At 51.2% G+C, this 18,264-nt stretch carries 17 protein-coding genes; 2 read left to right on the top strand and 15 right to left on the bottom strand.

Annotated elements, in window-relative coordinates; translation table 11 throughout:
- Window positions 1-215 precede the first annotated feature (215 nt).
- The 4 genes from accC to M5R41_03550 all read right to left on the bottom strand — a co-directional run bounded on the left by accC (window position 216) and on the right by M5R41_03550 (window position 4,501).
- A complete protein-coding gene (accC, locus tag M5R41_03565) occupies window positions 216-1,727 on the bottom strand; it encodes an acetyl-CoA carboxylase biotin carboxylase subunit (GenBank protein MCZ7555466.1) in 1,512 nt (503 codons plus the stop codon).
- Window positions 1,728-1,871: 144 nt separating this feature from the next.
- Entirely contained in the window at window positions 1,872-2,261 is a 390-nt protein-coding gene (locus M5R41_03560; GenBank protein MCZ7555465.1) for a DUF1801 domain-containing protein, read from the bottom strand.
- Window positions 2,262-2,342: 81 nt separating this feature from the next.
- Window positions 2,343-2,774: an SRPBCC family protein gene (locus M5R41_03555; GenBank protein MCZ7555464.1), complete on the bottom strand. Its 432-nt coding sequence runs from the start codon at window positions 2,772-2,774 to the stop codon at window positions 2,343-2,345.
- A 263-nt stretch (window positions 2,775-3,037) separates the two neighbouring features.
- Window positions 3,038-4,501: an MACPF domain-containing protein gene (locus M5R41_03550; GenBank protein ID MCZ7555463.1), complete on the bottom strand. Its 1,464-nt coding sequence runs from the start codon at window positions 4,499-4,501 to the stop codon at window positions 3,038-3,040.
- Between the two features lie 179 nt (window positions 4,502-4,680).
- On the opposite strand from M5R41_03550, the gene M5R41_03545 reads away from it, so the two are divergent.
- On the top strand, window positions 4,681-4,980 hold the full coding sequence (locus tag M5R41_03545; protein MCZ7555462.1) for a hypothetical protein: 300 nt from the start codon (window positions 4,681-4,683) through the stop codon (window positions 4,978-4,980).
- Between the two features lie 662 nt (window positions 4,981-5,642).
- Window positions 5,643-6,848 (top strand): T9SS type A sorting domain-containing protein, encoded by a 1,206-nt coding sequence (locus tag M5R41_03540; protein ID MCZ7555461.1) that lies wholly within the window; start codon window positions 5,643-5,645, stop codon window positions 6,846-6,848.
- 502 nt (window positions 6,849-7,350) lie between these two features.
- Here M5R41_03540 and M5R41_03535 read toward each other — a convergent pair.
- From M5R41_03535 to M5R41_03485, 11 genes are all read right to left on the bottom strand, one after another.
- On the bottom strand, window positions 7,351-7,905 hold the full coding sequence (locus M5R41_03535; protein MCZ7555460.1) for a transposase: 555 nt from the start codon (window positions 7,903-7,905) through the stop codon (window positions 7,351-7,353).
- Window positions 7,906-8,801: 896 nt separating this feature from the next.
- Complete coding sequence (locus M5R41_03530) at window positions 8,802-9,032, bottom strand: hypothetical protein (protein MCZ7555459.1); 231 nt, start codon at window positions 9,030-9,032, stop codon at window positions 8,802-8,804.
- Window positions 9,033-9,234: 202 nt separating this feature from the next.
- Window positions 9,235-10,131 carry an HNH endonuclease gene (locus M5R41_03525; GenBank protein ID MCZ7555458.1) on the bottom strand — a complete coding sequence of 299 codons (897 nt, stop codon included), beginning with the start codon at window positions 10,129-10,131 and terminating at the stop codon, window positions 9,235-9,237.
- Window positions 10,132-10,176: 45 nt separating this feature from the next.
- The gene (locus M5R41_03520) at window positions 10,177-10,701 is read right to left on the bottom strand and encodes a response regulator (GenBank protein ID MCZ7555457.1); all 525 of its coding nucleotides are present in this window, start codon (window positions 10,699-10,701) and stop codon (window positions 10,177-10,179) included.
- Window positions 10,702-10,908: 207 nt separating this feature from the next.
- Window positions 10,909-11,799, bottom strand: coding sequence for a hypothetical protein (locus M5R41_03515; protein ID MCZ7555456.1), 891 nt, complete (start codon window positions 11,797-11,799; stop codon window positions 10,909-10,911).
- Window positions 11,800-11,900: 101 nt separating this feature from the next.
- On the bottom strand, window positions 11,901-15,407 hold the full coding sequence (locus M5R41_03510) for an IPT/TIG domain-containing protein (protein ID MCZ7555455.1): 3,507 nt from the start codon (window positions 15,405-15,407) through the stop codon (window positions 11,901-11,903).
- 127 nt (window positions 15,408-15,534) lie between these two features.
- Window positions 15,535-15,915, bottom strand: a complete 381-nt coding sequence (locus M5R41_03505; GenBank protein MCZ7555454.1) for a helix-turn-helix transcriptional regulator — start codon at window positions 15,913-15,915, stop codon at window positions 15,535-15,537.
- A gap of 4 nt (window positions 15,916-15,919) precedes the next feature.
- Window positions 15,920-16,288, bottom strand: a complete 369-nt coding sequence (locus tag M5R41_03500; protein ID MCZ7555453.1) for a type II toxin-antitoxin system RelE/ParE family toxin — start codon at window positions 16,286-16,288, stop codon at window positions 15,920-15,922.
- Between the two features lie 178 nt (window positions 16,289-16,466).
- On the bottom strand, window positions 16,467-16,688 hold the full coding sequence (locus M5R41_03495) for a hypothetical protein (protein MCZ7555452.1): 222 nt from the start codon (window positions 16,686-16,688) through the stop codon (window positions 16,467-16,469).
- Between the two features lie 70 nt (window positions 16,689-16,758).
- Window positions 16,759-17,415, bottom strand: coding sequence for a hypothetical protein (locus tag M5R41_03490; GenBank protein MCZ7555451.1), 657 nt, complete (start codon window positions 17,413-17,415; stop codon window positions 16,759-16,761).
- Window positions 17,416-17,431: 16 nt separating this feature from the next.
- Complete coding sequence (locus M5R41_03485) at window positions 17,432-18,223, bottom strand: abortive infection family protein (protein ID MCZ7555450.1); 792 nt, start codon at window positions 18,221-18,223, stop codon at window positions 17,432-17,434.
- Between the last annotated feature and the right edge of the window lie 41 nt (window positions 18,224-18,264).

Raw genomic sequence — 18,264 nt, 5'->3', positions numbered from 1 at the left:
CACGGCCGTTCACGGCGATGTGGCGCAAGCCCGCATCATCGGCTGCATCGAGCACGTTGAGTGACCAGACCCGTGTGCCGATGCGCAGAAAATGGCCCTGTCTGCTGCGGTACAGCTCCGCATCTACCGCTTCCCCGTTGACAAAGATTCCTCCGTCCTCCCGTGTTTCGATGATGGCTTCCCTGCCGGCCGCCCGTGCGGTGTACTTCGCCATATCAATGCCCTCCTCTTCTGTGACGCATGACCCAAGGCGAGCACTGGCGCTGCGGCCCGTGTCCGTTACGTTGCGCGGGTTCGGCAGAAACGGGTTGCCATTGTTCCACCAGCACGGATCCGAGCATCGCGGCCAGCGTCGCATCTTCATCGGGCTGCGCAAGATCTTCGACGCGAAAATGCTTTTGCACGAAATCGATGGCGAAGTCGCCGTTCAGGAAGTTGGGATGGTCCATGACGTATCTGCAAAAAGGAATCGTTGTCTCCACGCCGAGAATCACGAATTCGTCCAGCGCCCGGCGCATTTTTCCTATCGCATCGTCCCGATCCATACCCCAGGCGATGAGCTTCGCAAACATGGGATCGTAGTGAATGGAAATGTCGCTGCCGGAACTCACACCGCTGTCGTCGCGCACACCGAAACCGTGCGGTGGACGATATTCGAGCAGCGTGCCGACGGAGGGCAGAAAATTGCCGCGTACATCTTCCGCACAAATGCGGCATTCTATGGCATGGCCGCGAATGACGATATCCGCCTGGGTGAACGGGAGCGGTTCGCCCTCGGCCACGCGAATCTGCATTTTCACGAGATCTATGCCGGTCACCATTTCGGTGACGGGGTGCTCCACCTGCAAACGCGTATTCATTTCCAGAAAGTAAAAATTCTTGTCCCGATCCACCAGAAATTCTATGGTACCGGCGTTCTCGTAGCCGCAGGATTTCGCCGCCTGCACCGCCGCTTCACCCATCCGCCGCCGCAGATCCGCGTCAACGATCACGGACGGCGCTTCTTCGACGACTTTCTGATGACGCCGCTGAATGGAGCATTCTCGCTCGCCGAGGTACACGCAATTGCCGTGCGCATCCGCGAGGACCTGTATCTCGATGTGACGCGGTTCGAGGACGTATTTCTCCATGTACACGCGATCATCGCTGAAGGCGGAGCGGGCTTCGTTTCGCGCACCTTCGAGAGCTTTGAGCAAGTCATCCGGGCGTTCCACCACGCGCATGCCCTTTCCGCCGCCCCCGGCCGCCGCCTTGAGCAGCACCGGATAGCCGATGCTGTCCGCGGTGGCCAGCGCTTCGTCGTCGGAGGTGATGGCCTTGTCCGTCCCCGGCACCACGGGAACGTTCTTTTGCATCATCAGGGTGCGCGCGGATGTTTTGTCGCCCATGCTGCGTATGGCCGATGCGGGTGGACCGATGAACAGCAGACCTGCGTCGCGCACGGCTTGCGCGAACGACGCATTTTCCGAAAGAAAGCCATAACCCGGATGAACGGCATCGCAGCCGGCGCGCAGAGCGGTATCGATGAGGACGTCGGCGCGCAGATAACTTTGTGCGGAGGGTGCGGGACCGATGTTGTAAGCTTCGTCGGCGTTGCGCACGTGCAGGGCGTCGCGGTCGGCGTCGGAATAGACGGCGACGCTGCGTATTCCCAGCTCGCGGCAGGCGCGTTGTATGCGAACAGCGATTTCTCCCCTGTTCGCGATCAGGATGGATCGAATCTTCACAGGCCTCGATTGCAGGTGGATAATTAAAAATCAGCTCGGCGGGAATAATACGCAAAGGTATGGTATGTTCCAAGCTGCCATGATCCATCCGCGAAATCCGCGTACGCATTGGTACACGGATGCTGCGGATCGGGACGGGTCAGTTCATTTCAGGCGCTCGAGCTTGCCTTTCCTTTTCACCAGATTCTTGTAATCCCACTGTATGTCCCTGCTCTTCTCGAGCCAGCGCTTCAGTTCCTTTACCTTCACCTCTTCGACGGTGGTATAGCGCTTCTCGGCCGCTTTGAAGCTGCCCTCCGGGCGCAGTTCCGCTTCTTCAAAGGACTGCCCGCTCCAGAACAGCAGGCGGACGCAGCCCTTTAATTTGCTGTACCCCGCGACGGGATTCCCATCCAGGAACCAGACGGGATGACGGTGCCAGATTTTGTTCTCCGCTTCAGGCAACGCGCGACAGATTTCAGCAGCCAGCGTATCGCAGATCTCCTGCTCCTCGGGTGCCAACGCTGCGTTGTAGGCTAGAATGTCCGTGTGCATAGTATTCGGTACCTTTCGGGGATGCATGTGTTTGATATGTACGGCGCCGGCTTGCGCAGAACGCTGCTGCGGCATGCGGGTTCACTGCTCATCCGCGTGTCGTGCTTCGCAATAGCTCTTGAAATTGTCCAGAATCGCCTGCCAACCGGCTCTTTGCATTTCCAGAGGATTGGAAGCTTCGGCATCGAAAATCGTCGTGACCTTTGTCGTCGCGCCGAGGCCCTCGAATGTCGTCGTCGCACGTCTGCCGTCCCCCATGGTATAGGCGATTTTCTCTTGCGGAATCACTTCGTCATACACGGCTTCGAAGTCGAAGCCATAACTGCCGTCTTTCGCCTCCATCCGCGCGAAGTAGCGCCCGCCGGCGCGAAGGTCGTTTTCCGCGGCGGGACACTGCCACTCCGGTGTAGCGAAATTCCACCCGATGATGTGCTCGGGTTTTGTATAATACTCCCAGACAACGGCGGTATCGGCAGCGATGCTTGCTTCTATGGTTATCGGTGTATAGGACATGGGTATGGCTTCCTTTCGAATGTATGCGGAAAAGATGACCCTCCGTGAACATGCGCGTGAACCCGGTGGACGATGATGATGCCCGGCGCGCAGGCACTGGTATTTCGGAAATGTCTGCTTTTTCTGGACAATATCCGAATTCCCCCGTGCCCGAACTACGCCCGGCCCGGAAAATAGACCCGTTCAGACGCACGTATGAGCGAAATCAACCCTCCCGCGTGTGCCCGCAACGTATGTGCACTTCCATCGTGGCCTGGAGTTTTTCAATCCCAGGAATTCGGCAGATCGTACGAGTACGCCAGCCAGATGAAGTTTCCTCCGGCGCCCTCGTTGAGGTCCTGCTTCCTCCGGTAATAGAAATTCTCGGCGAAGTAGAATCCTGGAGGCGGCGCCGCATCCCGTCCGATCAGGATGACGATTCTGCGAATCGGCCTGTTGGTGATTTGCTTCTTATAGCACAAATAGATGAAGTCCCCACCCGCACCTTCATTCAGATCCTGCGGGATCTTGTTGTAGCCGGCCGGGGTCGCCTGATTATTGAGGAGAAACGTGATGTCGGAGATGGTTTCCGTATCGTCGAGGCCTGTTTTGTAACACAGAAATATGAATTTGCCCTTCGCATCTCTGTTCAGATCCTGATTAATGATGGTCCATCCCGGTGTCGGGGTAACAGGCGCATTGTTCGATACTTCGAAATACAGTCCGTCGATCGCGTCATTCACCAGCGCCGGCAGGGCGAACTGCATGGCGTAGGTGTCGAACGCCGTGCGCAGTTGGTTTTTTCTCACCTCATCCGCGCACAATTCCCAAATCGGAATCAGGCTGTTCTGTGTGAAATCCGCTATCGTCAAATCTTCGAGGTTGTTGATGGACTCTATCCATTTGTCGTACTTGCCGGTCTGAAAGATGTAGGATCCGTATTCACTTCTGCCACCCGAGACTTTCAGCTTCTGTGAGGAATTGCTCTCGAAGCTCTGCAACTGCTGCTCCGTCACTATGGAGAAACTGCCCGAACCCGATTTCTTTTTGAAACTCGCTTCGGCACAGATCTCGAAGTTGTTCTTGATTATCGAAGTCTCTGCGCATTTGGTGACGCAGGTATTGTAATCCGCCCGTGCGCCGATGAGCAGTTCGGCCAGGAAATGGGTGCCGTATTTGCTGAAAAGTGTCTGTGGCGCGAGTGTGGCTATGTCGCTTCTCGCCTCTGCGGTCAGCAGACCCTTCAGCTTCGCGGTATCCGTATACGGAAGCGTCAGCTTCCATTTCTTGATCACATTCTGCACCGTACAGAACGCTTTGTTGCTGCTCTTGTAATAGCTCGCACTGTAGTTGTTGGTTACGGACATGCTGAAGAATGAGTACGAGCCGCTCAAACTCGCATTCACGCTCATGTGATTTCTGTACTCATGAGACGTCAGGCCGTAGACGGATCGGAAGTCCGAAGTATTGACGCTGGTGTACGCAATATCCTTCGGAATGGAATACGCCTTGCCTTGTACGGTGACGGTACTCCAATCACCGTACTGGAAGAGCGGACTTTTCACATGCTCGGATTTGGCGTAGTCGCCGAACACATCGTAGCCGTGTCCCATGTATGAGACCCCGGGCAGCGCGTTGTCATTGGGATCCGGCGCCGGCTGCGTGGAATTCTCTTCCCCGCAGCGCAGGCAGAGGAGAGCGAGAAGCACCAGCATGCCGATTCTGCATGGCGCGATCAGGTTGTTCATTGCGGACTCCTTTCTCTGTATCCGTGAGGTGCTGATGGAATGGATGGTGATACCGAGGCGACGCGCAGCTGCGACCTACGGCGCGTAGAGGAATACGCACGCGACGGGTCCGCGCACGGCGGTTTCGATCTGACAGTGTTTCGTGTGAATATTCGGGAAGCCTGGATGGGGTGGATTTCATGCGTCCCGCAGCGCAGTACGGCTGGCTCGGGATGAATATGCAGTGTATTGTGGAGATGAATTGCGATGACGGACGGATGCTGCACCAAATGTCGGCGACGGACCTGCAACGGGATTTCGTCTCTTGCGCGGCCCGCGGCGCAAGCGATGGCAGCAGCATGGCGCCGCTCCTTCGCCGGCAGCGCTGGCGCTATGGCGCAGGAGGCGATGGCACCCCGACGTGCGTTGATCACATACCAATGAAACCGGTGCGCGTCCATTATGCGCGTCCTTGGAGAGGAGCTTTCCAGCCCGGGTAAGTCGTAACTCAACTATGGAATCGACCGGATAGTACTTCGATTTTCGCGTAAAGTCAATGCCCGGAATACATACTATTCCGGATCGTAAATGTGCGCCTGCACGCGAATCCGCGCGTGTCCGCTTCATACCGCGTGTATGAACGACGGGAGCAGGCGACGCGGGACACTGCGCCCCAGCCGCTGTGGAGAACCCCAGCGCCATACCCGGCTCGGAGACCGCTGATGGCATGTATAGTGCATCACGCCCGTTCCACGCTCCGCCTCCTCCCCGCGTGCTCAGAGAGATACGCTGCAACGAATGTCCGCTTATTGTACGATAGAATAAATGTTCGAACAATCTTGACATAAGACCATAATATGTGTAATGTTGTATGAACATTTCTTGACCAGAGTCTGCGTCGTGCGCCCCATCGCCATCGGTGATGCCCCGTTCCGTTGAGCGGCCCGGAGGCGGCATCGGGCCGCGACGCATGCAAGCAACACACGTTCGAACATGCCAGAACATGGTACGCGGCGCAGGCAGCGTGCGGCAGGACCCGCTCCGTCCCCTGCTCTGCTATCGGCGCTCCGTGGCCATCGTTCTCGTGTCATACGGAAATGGAAGTACCCGTCATGAAATACAGTCGGTACAAAACCAATCCACATTGAAAGGAGTTACGACGATGAGAACCCTGCTATTCATTGGTGTTGCGATGCTGTTGCTGCATCTGGCGAATCTGGCGCATGCGCAAGTCGCGCTATCGGAGGATTTCGAAGGGACACTCGATCCGAAAATCACAATTCTGTCGAGCGGCAATCTGACACCGGCAGCGGGAGTAGCCCCGAGTGCCATATTCGGCAGTACCAAAGCCGTACGATTCGGGAAATCCAGTTGCGGCTTTAATTGCTACAATTCCGGTTCACCGTACGCACAGCCCTACTGGACAATGATACACATTGATTTTCAGGTACCCTATCTGCTTACGAACATTTCCTTCAAATGGGCAGAGTTAGGCTTGAATTGGGGTTCAGGCGGGTATGTGTTTCTCGACCAGGTTTTGTATGGTACTTATCCTGCCGATTATATCGGCATCGCTCCTCCAAGCCAATACCAGAATGATCCTTCGGTGAAACTCTGGGATCGAGCGATGAATGGTACGGCAACGACGGTTGACATTCTCATCTGGGACATCGCTATCGGAAGTGAAATCTGGGTTGACGATGTTATCATCGAAGGGAGCGTACTGCAAGCTCCCCCGATCGCCGATGCAGGTCCGGATCAGACCATCTACATTGGCTACGGACCGCAATCCGTGACACTCACGGGGACGGTGACCGGCGGTAATCCTCCGTACCAATTCGCCTGGTCGAATGCGCAAAGCGGCGCCAGCATATCCGTCAGTCCCACCGTAACGACCTCCTACACGCTCACCGTGACCGATGCAGCCAATCGCAGCGCATCGGACGTCGTTGAGGTCCGTGTCGTTGATGTCCGCTGCGGACAAAACATGAACAAGGTGCTTGTCTGCCATCAGGGCAACACCCTGTGCATCGCCGCGCCGGCGGTGCCGGCGCATCTGAATATCGGCGATCAGCTGGGACCATGTGAAGCCACAGTGACACAGAATACCGTTGATTTGTTGCAGAATTATCCGAATCCGTACAATCCGGTCACGAGCATCAGCTATCGGCTCGCGGCGGACGGCGCGATCCGGCTGGTTGTGTACGATTGGCTGGGGCGGGAAGTCCGCACGCTGGTGGATGGCTTCGAGCATGCCGGAATGCACGTCGTTCAATTCGACGCTTCCACCCTGCCATCCGGCACTTATTTTTACCGTGTGATCATGGACGGCGTGTGCATCGAGAGACCGATGATTCTGCTCAAGTGAGCGCAGCCACCGCTCGCGGACGCGGTGGTGCAGTCACCTGAGGGCTGAAGTAATCTTGCGTCAGGACCGATTTCCGGAAACGACCTTGCGTCCACATCGCTGTCACGGGCAGGCACGGGCAGGTGCGGGACAGGTACCAACAGACGCAGGCAGGTATCAACAGGCGCCTGTGTAGGGACGCCCGGCCGGGTGTCATTACATACGCATCGAAATCATGGCTGGTTATTTCAATGCATTTTCCGTTGCGACGGCGATGTCCGTTGTTATCCGATCGTGACGATGGCGGCGTTGTCCGCGGTGATCCGGTCATGACGATGGCGGCGATGTTCGTATGGTGTGTCATGATTCGTAGAGACGCCCGGCCGGGCGTCTCTACATACGCATCGAAATCATGGCTGGTTATTTCAATGCATTTTTCCGTTGCGACGCCGATGTCCGCGGTGCCCCGGTCATGACCATGACGCCGATTTCTGGTCGCTGTTCTATTTGGATTTCGGTGTGATTATTTCATGGGATCCTGTCCCCATTTTTTTGGATTGTTCCGAATGTATTCGCGAACACGAAACAGGCTTGCATCGTCTCGAATGATACTATCATAAAATCTGGGCTGCCACACAGGTTTACCCGGGGTGCCACGCGAGATATTGATTCGTGTTGTTATTGCTGATTTGACACCAGCCATGAATGATGAAATGGATTTCGGTGTCAATGGACATCCCTCACGGTTGACAAGTTCTGAACAGTCAGCAATTTCTGGATTGCGACATGACTGTGCCTCAGCGGGAGGCCGAACAATGCGAACTATCCCGTGGATGTGGTTGGGCATGACAATGAATTCGTCGGACTGTAATTCCCGGCGTATCTCAAAAGATTTGAACCATTCCTGATGAACAATATCGCCGTATTCGTTCAGCACCATTTCATGATTGATGATTTCACCGAATAGGTGAACCATGTTGCAGGTGCACACCGTGAGATAGTAATATCCAGCCGATGAATAATCAAAACCTTGCTTCCGGGCGGATTCGACGCGATAGCGATTTCTGTACAGTGTCATGTGTGAAGCTCCCTTTGTTTTTCCCTACGAATTTTTGTGTTGCAGGTCTCTTTTGTGCTGCGTTACGGTAATGTATTTACGTATGGAACTTAGAAGTGGCGATCTTCGCAGAACGGCTATCCCGCCCGATAATGCGCCAATGATTACGATGGTGACCATGGTGAAAACACGTGATAACTTGCACAGACTGCAACCAACTCATAGCGGGATAAATGTTGCCTTCGGTGATGTGGATGTTTCACTATAGCTAAAGCAGTTAGTGACCCGTTATCGTACAGAATCTGACATTTTTTGTCGGTTTGTGGATCATGATTGCAACAACATCGTGACATCCAGATCAAGTATTGTATCCATGGCTTCCCTGTAATGGATACTTCTCAAAAACTAACCTTACCGGGCACTGAAATCAAGGTCATTTCGGTTGCCCTGATGCAATATGCTTGGCCGGAAACGCTTTTCCGGTTGTAATGCAAGGACTCTTGAAAACCCCAGGAACACATTGGCGCATCCGCCTCCTGTTACACGGACTGTAACACTTCGATGACTCGTCATGATTGATTTCGGGAGTGTTTTTATCGAAGGTCGCGTAATCGATATTCCAACGAATCAATATGCTCGGCACCGTGCACAAATCCACATCGTCTCGATTTACGAAATCAAAACGCTACTTTGAGTTGCAAGAAATTCAACGCAAAGACGCGAAGGCGCAGGGACGCAGGGAGGAGAATTCAACGCATATGCGCTGGGAGTATAATCTAACGCAGCCCTCCGACAGCGCTCAAGTGAGGTCTCGGCGGTCCCTGGGCGAGCTTCGACTACGCTCAGCTACCATCGAAGGGACGCTCAGGGACCGTCGAAGGGCTGCGTTCCATCCCCCTCCGATCACAGCCCAAGGATTACGGTGAAACCCCGGTCTCCCGCGCCTTCTCTGCTTTCGCGAAACGAAACGCGAACCAGGGACGATCACACGCGACGACGATATACACTATGCTGAGTATCGTCGAACCGCCTATCAGCACCGTCGCGAGAAACTCGATCAAACCGAAATATCCGAAGCCGACGCGTATGAGTTCGGAAATGAAGAATATCAACAATCCCATGTTCAGGATAAGGGCGGTGATGCGCATGATTACTCCTGGAAATGAATGTACGTGTGTATGCTGCGTGTTGGATACGTCCTTTCCGGTGAGATGCAATTCGTAATTTCCCTCCCATTTCTATTACCTGTCTGGTGAAGTAGAGAGAGTCGCGAAGGTCCTTTTCCATCGCTTCCAGTCGCTCCGATTCGTCCGGGATACGGCTACATCGTTCGTCAAAGCGGAGAGGACCTCATCCCGCCCTTCGGAATTCCGCAAACCGTTGCTCCAGGCGCTCGCGGTCGGGATAGTGCGCTGCGTTCTTCGGCAGATAGAGCTTGCGGCCCTGCATTTCCTTCAGCCCGTGTTGCAGCATCGGACCGTCTACTTCTTCGAGAATGTCCTCACGCACCTCGATGTGATAATCGGGATCGATGCCCAGGATGTGCTTGTCGAAGGCCGCGTGGTGTATCTTGCACAGCGCCAGGCCGTTGGTGACCTCGGGCACACCCAACGCGTTGCTGTCCGGGATGATATGCGCAGCATCGAGCAGTTCTTCGTGCTTGAGCGTGCACATGCTGCACGTGGAGCGGTACGCGCGCATGATCATATCCCGGAAACTCGTCTGATGCAGACGCACACGCACCTGCGCCATGGCATACCCCCGGCGAATGGTGATGAGTTGGCTGTCCTCCTCCTCTTCGATCTGATACGAGAACTGCATGTCCGCAGTGGCGCGGAAGCGGAGCAGCCTCGGATCATCACCGATGATATACACCGGCCAGACCGCGCAGTACTTCCCGGGGGATATACCCTTGAGATACACCAGCGGAAGGCGCTGCCTCATGGCCTCGCGCAACCCGGCGTTGTCGCGGTGATTCGCAACCGTGCCGAAGTAGCGGTACAGCAACACCTCGTTCCCTTCGAAAGCATCGCCATATGGATCTTGCGGGCTCGTTCGAATACTCAGCGGGATATCGAGCTGCCGCGGTTTAAATATCCCGCGCTGCGTCACCAGCGGAATCCGTGTATCGCCATAGGGAAATCCGGTCGAAAGCTGAGTCCACGTGATCAAGCCGCTATCGGGATCAGCATTGCGCGCAAGCCAGTCGAAGGCGGCGGTACGGATTGAGTGATCGAGAGTGAGCATGATACCTCCAAAGACTGTTGTTCATGCGGGATTTGCTACAGCTCGCTAATCGGATGTAAAGCTTCCAATCCGCGAGATTTCCGAGAGCAATCTCACAGCAGAATTCGTGACTGCGCTTACTCCAGACGTCAAGACTTCCTCTGCATATCTCTGCCTGGCGCGCCTCGAACAAAAGATGATTACTGGCAGATCGGTATCGTATTGCCGTATTGCCTTCGTGAGATCAATTCCCGCAACCGGGTTCTCGGTTCCGTCTTCATTCCTTCCCATGTCTGAAATAATCAGGTTGTAATGATCTGAATGAAAGCGCTTAAGACCTTCCTGCGTAGTCAAAGCTGTGTCCACAACTATGCCTAGATTCGTCAGATGCGATACGATGCTCGCATTATTACTCGGGTAGTCATCGACCCAGAGAATCCTCCTAATCTTCGGACCGGGAGTATCTTTCCGAGGGAGAACGCCATCCCGATTTTCATTTAACTCCTCAACTTCATGCGAAATCCGGACGGGCTGTTTCTGAAGATCGTTGATTTGAATGAGTTGTTGCTTCGCCGCTTCTTCGAAAGACAATTCGGTACCACCTACTTTAATTGCGAAGCCCCGGGTCTTTGCGGTATTGATGATGTCCTTGATTGGACCACTGAATCAGATGATCAGATAAAATATGATGACCGGCCAAATCAGTGAGGAAAGGCCGACGAGGAGATTACTTACATCACTCATGGCGTACCTTTACAAATGTTGAGAACATTTCGATTCTGTTCGTACCCGTTCGCTTCATCGTGCAACCAACCCCAGCAGCTCCTCATGTATCTGCCTCCACGGAGCATTCAGATCTATCGACCATATCCGTACGCGCTGGCCGCGCTTGTTCAGGAATTCGTGGCGGAGGGATTCGCGCACGGTAGGATAAAGAAGAATTCCTTCGATTTCCTGCTCCGGGTAACGGTCGTGCAGATTCTGAAGATATGCGTTGAGCTGATACATATGCGATGAACGGAAGGTCTCCTTGGACTGCGCAAAGCGCTGCTGGAAATGGCTGGCTGTGAATTTGCATTCTATGACGATGCGGCGGTGACGATTCACGAGGGACACGTCCGTCTGCATTGCGGGCAGAAAGCGGGCGGAATCCTCCGTCACTGCGTCGAGCTGCCAATCATTGGTATCACGATCCACCTTCCAGTCGTTTTGTTCGAGACGGTAGAAATTGCGGATGAATTCCTCAAAGAGCAGCCGCATCTTTACCTGATCGTTGATAAAATCCAGGAAATAGTAATGCCCCTGCTCTTCCGCCGGGAGCAGGTTATGGAAGATCAATTGCGAGATTTTGAGCAGGAAATCATAGAAGAGGTTGTTTCTGTGCAAGACCACACGCGAAAACACGCTGTCGGACAGAGGAATTTCACTCACGGTGTGCATGCGATGTCGGTGATCGACAAGATTCGCGGCTATGCTCTCATCGATACCGTACGTCCGTAAAAGCTGCACCACCGTGGTCTTGAGTATGCGGTTGTGCAGAATGTCGTGACTCAGTTCGTCGCGGGAGCAGCGCACGCGCGCCGAGCGCAGGAGATTGCGGCGCATGGTTTCAGTCGAGAGCAGACGGCCGCGCAGTGCCTGCGTATCCTCGTCGAAGGTTGTATAGCCGCGATCATAACCGCGACGGATGAGATGAGAACTATGATATCGACAATAAGTTGATTCATCCTGTTTCTTACTCTGTGATTATCCATCGCCTCATCTTCATGTAAGACAGTGTACTCTAACAATCAGTCGTCTTTAATACAGCGTACGGAGAACCCGTTGCCCTTGGCAGCGCCGCGGCTCACTCTCGCGCGGCTGTGGCCCAGCTCGCGATACCATGCTTTTGTCGCGCCGGACTCAGACGACGACCACCAGTAGCCATTGCTGCCCACAGAGTAGTCCTTTCCGCCGGAGCGGAAGCCTCCCGGAAGAGCTGTGAAACCGCTGCTGTTCGTCGCTCCCGTATTCGGACTCATCCAATGTGCTGTGCCGATCTCTTTCATCTTGCCTCCTTCATCGGTACCGCGCCAATCTGTAGCATCTACCTCAGATTGCGACATACCGAGTGTTTTTTCCAGAGTTTTCCATTCCTCGTCGCTTGGTACGTGCCAGCCAGTAGGTGCCAAACCCCGCGGATCGCTTATCGCGTACCAATTATATAGCTTGCCATAGATCGCTCCCATCGCAGGGTCGTTGTTGTAATAGCACCAAGCACCGGTGGTTAGACCATTCCATGCTGTAGGATCTGTAACCTGTGATATTGTATCGCCATTACGGTATGTTGATACGTCCAGGTTTCTCAGCATCCACACCTGTGTACCAATAGTAATCTCACCACCACTGCTTACTGATTGCGTGGTAAATGAAACTTCGTTACCGTACCCCGTTCCAGTCGCATTCGTAGCATAAGCTCGTACGTAATAGGTCGTAGCAGCTGTGAGACCAGATAATAAGCTGGAATACACTCCTATACCAAACCCATCTGTTGTTTTATTATCTAACACTGTAGGATTTGGAGTAGTACTCCAGCACACGCCGCGTTTTACTATATGGATACCGCCATCAGAGATAATATTCCCACCGGTGTTAGCCGTTGAAATCGTAATATTACTTACAGCTGTTGTTGTAAGAGCCAAAGGTACTGGTTCTTCAGGTGTATTAAAAATTTTGACTTCACCATAACTTGTTCCTACACCGTTTGTTGCATACGCCCTAACAAGATAGGATGTATTAACTTTCAAGCCAGTAAGTTGACTAGTGAAATCCCCAATTCCAGAACCATTATCTGTTTTTGCGTGGGCAGTAGTCGGAAACTCCGATTCACTCCAGCAAACACCTCTTGATGTTACCAAGAATCCGCCATCGTATGAAATCTGTCCGCCACAAGTGGCAGAAATTGATCCCATATTAACTTCAATATCGCTTACTTCAGCTGTAGTAAGAACCGGAAGTCCACTTAGCAGATATGGGATAAGATTGCTGCTACAAAATGCATCCTTTACACAAACAGTTCCGTGAGCATCCACGCCCTCGGGTACTCGAACCCTTATTTCAGTGTTCGACCATTCAATATAGTCTGAAGCATAAAACTGATTAAAATCATTGTATCTTACAAAAAACACTTGTTGATCATCTCTGGAGTTACCAAAGTTTTCTCCACGAAGCGTCACAACCATTCCCGGTGCAATGCTTAAGGGAGCAATACTCGACAATGGCCCTATTGCCTTACCACTATCCCAGTATTTGTATTGAACACCATCTAATTTGGCATGAAAGTCTATATCCTCAAGTACAAACATTTTCATCATAAAACCAATTTTACCCTCGATTCCCCAATACAACTCCGCCACGGGGGAGCGATCAGCCTCAACGTCCAAAAGAATTGGATATGCGCTCACTTCAACGTATGGACCAAGTAAACCAGCAATCTTCGTCGTAACTCTTGCGGACCCGAAAAATTTAACATTCGCACCCAGAGCAATACGTGGAGGCACAAATTCAAAATCAGTATCTCCATCCTCAACTACATCCCAAACTCCATCTTCAAACGTAGCACGTACAAAGATGGATCGCGTGATGGTTGCTTCTGCCTCAACACCAGTTTCCAATTTTCCACTAACTCCAATCGAAAACTGAAGACTAGAAGTGACGGGGATGAAGGTTCCAGGGATAAGAAAGGTGCCCAATGAAATCGGACCACCAACATCCTTCCTCATTTCCCCTCTACCGGAACCAGAAGCTGACAATTTAGCCTCTAAACTCACTTCAAAGAGGAAACTGGCTCTAACCAACTTCCCCTTATCAAGTTCTTTGTATAAGGATATTCTTGGTTCGCTCGCCGATAACCACCCAGCAAGATTCACCTGCAATAGTTTTGAGGGATCACTCCATTTTACTTCGAAGCTTTTTTTCACCCTTGAGAAACCGCTCGGTGATTTACTTAATAATTCCTCGTTTCTTGAACTTGTCAGTGAATCGAATTTCAACTTATTATCAAATGAAAGAAACGCCTCTTCATACACCTCGTTTAGCGAACCTTGCTCTGTTTGAACGAAGTTCTGATTTTGTACTTCTTCTATTTTTATAACTTTTCTTATAAATCCTTCCCCAGTGTCACTGACAAGGATACTTCCTATCTGAATATTCATTCGATGAAGTACTTCATCAGACAATGTAAAAGTCCAACTCGAGTCATATGTGATACCCGAGCTCGCGATTTCTTCCTTACGTATTAACTTCGTTTCGGGGTTTAATATCATCTCGACTATGCTGATTGCTGAATCGAGAACATGTGCTGTGGCGTATCCTCTTTTATCTTGTATTTCAATAGTTGGTGTATATGCACCTTCTGATTGGTAGCGCACAACAAACTGAACAGAATCTTGATCCGAGGTGTTGCCCTGAATTGATATTGAATCATCGATAATACCGTCGCCTTCGAAATCTATTCTGATAAGTTCAAGAATCTTATCTGAATCACTCGTTTTTACAGTTAAATAGATTGGTAGTTTAATTGCGCGTTTTGTTCGATCCGTCTCGAACGAGAGCAGCTGCGGCGCTTTATACAGTATTTTTGTAAAAACAAACTCAAGTCTGGTTTTTGTTGTCAAGGACGTATCGATGACTGCCGATATATGGTCCTTTGCGTAACCAGTGAAACGGAAAACATCAGTGATTTTTGTCTTTCCGAAACTATAAGCGCTTGCACTAGTGCTTCCACTCTGGAAAATAGCTGGAGACCCAGATACGACAGGTCCTGTTTTGAGAATTTTTACCGACTGTGAATTCTCGCGGTGTTTGGCAACAAGTAGATAAATCCCTGGCGCAAGACCATTACCTTGTATTATAAATTCACTCTCTCCCGACTCGAGAGGCTTCTTTATCAATACCAGAATCTCTCCAGTGAGGGAATAAAGCCCGATTGTAGTCTCCCCTGGACTATTAATTCCAATCCTGAACCTTGTTTCGTCGACGAAGGGATTAGCGAAATTTCCGCTGAGGTTAAATGAAGATGGAAGGACTTCAACATCACCATCATGGATACCTGTCAGATTCCCGAGATCAAATACAAAGTCTGAATGGAGAACAACAATCTGACCAGTCATGAGATTTTCTATCCGAACCGAATCCAGCTGAACTGCTTTCCCACTGTAGATTTCCTTTCCTGAGAAAGAGACCTCTACAGATTGCGAATAAACCGCCAAAGAAGTCACGAAAAATGCAACTAATACTGTCGTACATGTCCTTTTCATTGACACATTCCTATTTTTATGACGTTCAACGAATTAACCAGAGAGTATTTTCATCTAATCTTATCTGCTATTTACAAATAATTAAAGTCATTGTCAATACCCAGCTCCCGAAATCTTTCCCGCCGTTTCACCACGCCCTCACATCTAAGTATTGTCTTCGTCCTTTTCTGGCTCTATTACTTCGTTCTGTAGATCTGCCCGATTGTGCGTTTGTGGTACACCCGGATTTTTTCTCCTTTGAGTTCATGGTGATGCTCAATTCGCAATCAAGCGCAAAGGATATTTTTGCCATGGTCTGTATGGTTACGTTGGTGGAGTCGCTGAAGAGCTTGGTGATGTAGGCCTTGCTGCAGCCGAGTCGCGCCGCAAGTTCGCTTCTGTTGATGCCCTTTTCTTCCATGATGCGTAGCACGTCTTCGTAGAAACTCAGTCGGAGCACTCCTGCATGGAACTCGGGATCCTTCTCAAATTTCGCGAATTGCTGCGCAAACCAATTGCTCTGCTGCATTGCTCTAACCTTTCCTGATGAAGCGCCTGAGATATTGTTCGGCCTTCAGTACTTCGTTGCTGTCTGATGTGTTGTCTTTGCCATCGATTGCGTGGGTGAGGACCAATGTCGTTTTTGCTGCGTGTGGCGTGAAGAAACAGAAGATGCGAAACGCGGCATTCTTGATAGCCCAGATACCGACGCCGATCTCTTCGAACATCTCCGAGTTCCTGCTGCGTCCGCACTTGCCGAAGAGGTCGAAAAGCATGAGTAACCTCTTCTGAGCACGCGCATCAAGTCGATTGAGAAAATCCAGAACAGGGCAATGACCGTCGGCATCCGTGATAGCGTTGATGTCCGCTTGTTCTCCGGTCCAGATTTTCCGTGTCCTCATCGTCCACTCCAAAGTTAACCTAAAGGTAAACTGCTGTCAAGTACTTTATCATGAGATCGTCTACATTTTCAAGGCTTGCGTCATGTACGGCAACCGCGCTTTCTACAGCTTCGAAACTTCGTTTCGTGGAAGGACGACCTTCTCGAATCCGGGATGCCGGCGTGTGCGTGGCAATGCGTTACGCGTCGCCGTCGGCTGGAACCTCCTTGCCTGCCTTCGGACACCACATGGCCGTGAATTCTCCACGCTCGAAGACAATAACGTGCTCATCGTCATCAGCACCGAGGCGTTGTTGACGGCTGATACTCGCTTTTTGCATCTCTCTGACTGTGCTCTCGTAGAAGTCCGCTTGGTAACCGCATGCGCAGAGAAAGGAGGATGGGTAGAGTTCTTTTGGCATGGTGGCATTCTCCTTCAAAATCCATTTTCATCCTCGACATAGCGGAGTTCATTCTTGATGAAGTCCGTCTTCATCTCCAGAGTTTGATCAACTTGTTCGTTTCGACAAGATGCTTTAATTCGTTAAGCAGCGCTACCTTATTGCGTCTGCATGCAGGGTGATAAAAGGGTATGGCTACACCCTTAGACGATGTGTCGCTCCAAGAGAGGTGCAGTATCTTTTGAGCATCATTGGCAGGTCTGACATCTATGATCTCGGGCAACAGATCTGTCACATCCTGGCCGCAGCACACGATCACATCTGGTTGATACAGTTCTAACTGATCCCGTAGCAACCCATAATCATGCATTACTGCGTGCCTAAGCTCCGACTTTGAAGCACGTGCGCCTCCGGGAGTCTTCTTGATATTTACTATGGCTAAGTGAAGCAATTCGTTACGGCGGTCCTCATCAGTAATTTTCCTCAAAGGAACTGCAAATCCATTGCGTAGGAGTCTACTCCAACGTACGACGTTGTTCCATGTCTGCCATCGGCCACCATTTCTGAGAAAATCTGTAAGATCTACTTTACCGTTAGTCTCCTTCATCAGGAACACGACTCGTGGTTTCGAACGAACATAATACTCTGGTGAAACAAGGCCGTCGGTAGGGCGTTCACCACCCCATCTCTGGAATAGCAACGCTTCTTTTCTCTTAAGTGCTTCAGCTTGCCTTCCAAATGATACCATACCGTGCTCCAATATTTTATTTACGATCCTTGTATGTCTCGAGTACGAACAAAGCGACGCTACCCGCGAGATTCACTGCCAGTTGGGCATGTCTCGGTGTAGCTCTATAGTTTTTTCTCCCTTGCCCATGAGCATCACCCATGGCATTCCTTAATCTGCTCATTCCCGATACGACACCACTGCATGACCCAAGAATTTGTTTGAAAATATGTTCCTCATGCTGTGATGCTGATAAATTAAGGTTTTCTGCAACCTTTTTATACAGATCGTGCAGATCTGAATTACTGCTATAATCTATGGCGAGATCATCTAGAATATGTTTGAATACTGATTCCAGGAGGCTCTTTGCCGCTGTGATGGCCCCGTCTGGATCAGTATTTTTCCGATCCATGTTCTTATTCCATAAATCGATTAGTTGCTCGGAATTGAATTCCTTGAGTGCTTCAGTGAACGCAATTTCGTGCGGCACATCGGTAGATGACTCAATCGCTTCAAGTAATGGCGAAAATTCACTCCAAACGAACTCACGTCTTTCAGCATAGGTGCTAAACTTGAATTTAATAAACTGCCAGAATTGGCTTAGATCGCGATTTGTTCTGACCCATGTGGGCACTAAAACTCTATGTTCAGGCTTTTCAAGAAAATATTTTCGCAGTTGGACATAGTGATCATTATTTGCTGGGCCGTCATTCGTTGATTGATTGATTAGCAACCGTTGCAAATATTCGGCTCTTTCCATGTCGGTCTGAAAATCTGATAAGTCAGGGTTCCGCTCCATTTCTGTTAACATTTCCCAAAAATCGCCCATTTGAAATTCCTGCCTGTTTATTTGATCAACTTATTACTTAA

Source organism: Bacteroidia bacterium, from assembly GCA_027493955.1.
Classification (GTDB): domain Bacteria; phylum Bacteroidota; class Ignavibacteria; order SZUA-365; family SZUA-365; genus JAOSJT01.
This window is presented reverse-complemented; position numbering and strand designations above follow the sequence as displayed.

Excerpts from the sequence above, each read along its gene's own strand:
- M5R41_03560 (MCZ7555465.1), bottom strand. The coding sequence starts at position 2,261 with ATGCACACGGACATTCTAGCCTACAACGCAGCGTTGGCACCCGAGGAG.
- M5R41_03555 (MCZ7555464.1), bottom strand. The coding sequence starts at position 2,774 with ATGTCCTATACACCGATAACCATAGAAGCAAGCATCGCTGCCGATACC.
- M5R41_03550 (MCZ7555463.1), bottom strand. The coding sequence starts at position 4,501 with ATGAACAACCTGATCGCGCCATGCAGAATCGGCATGCTGGTGCTTCTC.
- M5R41_03545 (MCZ7555462.1), top strand. The coding sequence starts at position 4,681 with ATGCGTCCCGCAGCGCAGTACGGCTGGCTCGGGATGAATATGCAGTGT.
- M5R41_03540 (MCZ7555461.1), top strand. The coding sequence starts at position 5,643 with ATGAGAACCCTGCTATTCATTGGTGTTGCGATGCTGTTGCTGCATCTG.
- M5R41_03535 (MCZ7555460.1), bottom strand. The coding sequence starts at position 7,905 with ATGACACTGTACAGAAATCGCTATCGCGTCGAATCCGCCCGGAAGCAA.
- M5R41_03530 (MCZ7555459.1), bottom strand. The coding sequence starts at position 9,032 with ATGCGCATCACCGCCCTTATCCTGAACATGGGATTGTTGATATTCTTC.
- M5R41_03525 (MCZ7555458.1), bottom strand. The coding sequence starts at position 10,131 with ATGCTCACTCTCGATCACTCAATCCGTACCGCCGCCTTCGACTGGCTT.
- M5R41_03510 (MCZ7555455.1), bottom strand. The coding sequence starts at position 15,407 with ATGAAAAGGACATGTACGACAGTATTAGTTGCATTTTTCGTGACTTCT.
- M5R41_03505 (MCZ7555454.1), bottom strand. The coding sequence starts at position 15,915 with ATGCAGCAGAGCAATTGGTTTGCGCAGCAATTCGCGAAATTTGAGAAG.
- M5R41_03500 (MCZ7555453.1), bottom strand. The coding sequence starts at position 16,288 with ATGAGGACACGGAAAATCTGGACCGGAGAACAAGCGGACATCAACGCT.
- M5R41_03495 (MCZ7555452.1), bottom strand. The coding sequence starts at position 16,688 with ATGCCAAAAGAACTCTACCCATCCTCCTTTCTCTGCGCATGCGGTTAC.
- M5R41_03490 (MCZ7555451.1), bottom strand. The coding sequence starts at position 17,415 with ATGGTATCATTTGGAAGGCAAGCTGAAGCACTTAAGAGAAAAGAAGCG.
- M5R41_03485 (MCZ7555450.1), bottom strand. The coding sequence starts at position 18,223 with ATGGGCGATTTTTGGGAAATGTTAACAGAAATGGAGCGGAACCCTGAC.